The 3,193-nt window shown below is 35.6% G+C and carries 2 protein-coding genes; one reads left to right on the forward strand and one right to left on the reverse strand.

All coding sequences use genetic code 11. The features are described from left to right. Window positions 1-788: 788 nt before the first annotated feature. Window positions 789-1,634: a DUF4225 domain-containing protein gene (locus tag V2H77_RS00975; protein WP_341497303.1), complete on the reverse strand. Its 846-nt coding sequence runs from the start codon at window positions 1,632-1,634 to the stop codon at window positions 789-791. A gap of 572 nt (window positions 1,635-2,206) precedes the next feature. Here V2H77_RS00975 and V2H77_RS00980 point away from each other — a divergent pair. Further along, window positions 2,207-3,145, forward strand: coding sequence for an Rpn family recombination-promoting nuclease/putative transposase (locus V2H77_RS00980; protein ID WP_341497304.1), 939 nt, complete (start codon window positions 2,207-2,209; stop codon window positions 3,143-3,145). The last annotated feature ends 48 nt before the right edge of the window (window positions 3,146-3,193 follow it).

Genomic DNA, 3,193 nt, shown 5'->3' on the forward strand with positions numbered 1-3,193 from the left:
TCATAGGGAATTAAAAGTTTCTTAAAAGCAAAGTATAGAGGATAAAGTGAAAGTAAAGAGAACATAATATATGAATAGTCAACCATTTTATTTTTCCTCAATAAGTAACGCAGTTTAAATAACCTAAAGAATAATAATGTAAAAATTCATTGTCAGTGATATCTACATTGAAGAAATATATTGAATCGAAATTAAAAACATGAATATGAAATACTGAAAGAACCAATGATAATATTTTTGCTAAAAAATGGGGATAAAAATTAGATGATATAAATAGTCTTTTTATGCAGAAATAAACAGGGAATAGAAGAATTAAAGACAATGAAACATAAGCCAAATTCATCAATAACTCCTAGCCTGACCATATATAGTATTTAAATCACCATTATCAAATAAAGCATAAAAGTGAATTATTATTTACGTCCTTAATATATCTGATAAAGAAATCATTAATTTAGGGTGAATTTATTCTATTTGAAAAATTACCACTTGTTTTTCCTATAATGTCTGCTGTGTGCGATCATAAATACAATAGTGCATAACCAAGATAGTGTAAAAGAAGTATAAATCATAAAATCATTATTTGATATTGATACACCCAAAAATGGAATTTGATTAGTATAGAAGACATGTATATGGAAAAGGTTGGATGCTATCATAAGTAATACAGATGAAAAATTAATGTAAACATCATAGGGAGTTAGAAGTTTTTTAAAAGCAATGTATAAAGGATAAAGTGCAAATAAAGAGAAAATAATGTATAAATAATCAACCATTTTATTTTTCCTTCAATATGATCTATATTGTCCATAAATGGTATTCACATTGCCAGTGATTTCTAGAGCTATCTCTTTATAATTCATTATTTCTATACCTTGTCGTTTTAAGCCAACAAGCAGATCTGCATTTATATACCGATATAACCGTTGACTATCTGGTTCAAGTTTGTAACCGAATAATCCATTAATAGACATACCAACATCAACCGATGTATATACCACATCAGCATCGCGTTTATCCATTCCAAAAGCTTTTTCTCCAACTCCTTCATAGACGAATTTAACTGGCCCAGTATAGCTTTCGCGATAAAGGATATAATAGCCACTTTCAACAATATTATTAAAGCCATGAGCCATCAATGATGCTCCAAGTGCTGCTCCAACACCGCTATCAACAGCCAAAAATCCACCGACGAGTTGTATACTGCCAGATACAAACCCAATCCATGAGATAATCAAATTGGCTGTCTCATCATTCCTGCCTCTGGCATTTTCATTGTTGACCTTTTTCTTTACAACGATGGCTTGCCTGACTCTCTTTTGGGAAAGCATTGCATCTTGTTCTTCTAACGACTGGATTTCTTCGTCTAATAAAGCTATTGCTTCAGAGATTGAGATTTCTCCGGTATTTATTTTTGATGTGTTTTCTTGGCAATAGGCCATGACTTCACTGATAAAATGATCTTTGGCCAAACTCCATTTCACATATTTGTTGGCAACACTGTTCATAAGCACCATCAGCTCATTTTGTTTACCCATTTGAATTTTTAGAAGTTTCCTTTCTTCATCGGTGCTGCTATCCAAGTACCCTCTGGACGAAGGATTTCTCTCGTAGAATTCATCTAAAGCATCCATAATGAGTAACCTGTTCTTTGGAATTTGGCTTAATATAGTGTTATGTACTAAAAATATACAATTGAAATTATAAGTCAAGGTTTATTTTTCTTGTAAGGGGATTTTTTTAGTGTGTGTTAAAACGTAGATTATTGGCGAAATCCGTTATAAATCTTCTTCAATACAAATACTAATTGTCCGTTTATTTTCTGGATGTGTTTTTGTCTTTCGGAAAAATAAGGTGTAATTATTTATCTATAAATTAATACTTTAATTTTCTGGTGAATTGAATGTTATTAACAGAAATATAATTAATTGATGCTTTGATAAAATTTTTATTATTATGTGAATGCAAATTAAAAACTCATCTAAATAAATAGCTTTTATTGAGTAGTTGTTGTAAATATAATATTTCCTCGTTTCTTCTTTTCTGGTATTTGATTCTTTAGGCGCTTATATTAATGCATTCGGTAAAGATTTTCTTGAGAAAATCTGGGAAGATGTTTTTTGTAACTGGGTTGCGGGTTTTCTAGAGATATTATAGCGTTGACAATGAGTGGCGATGACTAACTGATAAGACAGAGAAACAGATTGTGGCAAAGAAAGAAAAACGGCCTCACCATGATGCATTATTCAAACATTTTTTAACCCAGCCTGAAACGGCCAGGGAATTTTTATCCCTTTATCTGCCCGAAGAGGTCCAGTCGTTGTGTGATTTAGCCACATTAAAACTGGAGCCTGGCAGTTTTGTGGACCGGCATTTACGCCAACTGCACAGTGATGTGCTGTACTCGGTTGAAACGGTTCAGGGACAGGGTTATATCTATTGCCTGATTGAACATCAGTCCACCCCTGACCCATTGATGGCCTGGCGGTTGATGTATTACGCCATGTCAGCGATGGCGGCTCACCTGAAAAAAGGCCATACTGAACTCCCTTTGGTGGCGCCTTTGTTGTTTTATCATGGTGAGGTTCGTCCTTATCCTTACTCAAACCGGTGGCTGGATTGCTTTACGCTCCCTGAACAGGCTGCTCGCTTATACCGTCAGGCGTTTCCGTTGGTGGACGTCAGTGTGCTCAGCGATGAAGAAATCCTGACACATAAAGGCGTTGCGCTGATGGAGTTGGTGCAAAAACATATCCGCTGCCGGGATATGCTGGAATGGGTCCCCCACTTGGTGGAACTCTTGAATGCGGGGTATAATACAGTCGAGCAGCTCAATGTGGTGTTAAGCTATATTTTACTGAATGGACATACGCAGGATCTCTCCCAATTTGTCCATCAACTGATTGAACAATCTCCGGAGCATGAAACAATGTTGATGACTATTGCAGAACAGCTTGAACAAAAAGGGCTTGAGCGAGGTATCAAGCAAGGTATTGAGCAAGGCCGAACAGAAGGTCGAGAAGAAGGTCGAGAAGAAGGTAAGCTGGAAACGGCTCGTGCCTTATTACGGCATGGAGTGAGTTTGGACATTATTGTCACCAGTACCGGACTGAGCCGGGATAAAATTGAAATGTTAAAGCATTAAATTAATCTCCTTTTTCGCTGTAAAATGCCGATATTCAAGATCGGCATT

Source organism: Photorhabdus sp. P32, assembly GCF_038085095.1.
Taxonomy (GTDB): Bacteria; Pseudomonadota; Gammaproteobacteria; order Enterobacterales; family Enterobacteriaceae; genus Photorhabdus; species Photorhabdus luminescens.

Coding starts and splice junctions, on each gene's coding strand:
- V2H77_RS00975 (WP_341497303.1), bottom strand. CDS start 1,634: ATGGATGCTTTAGATGAATTCTACGAGAGAAATCCTTCGTCCAGAGGG.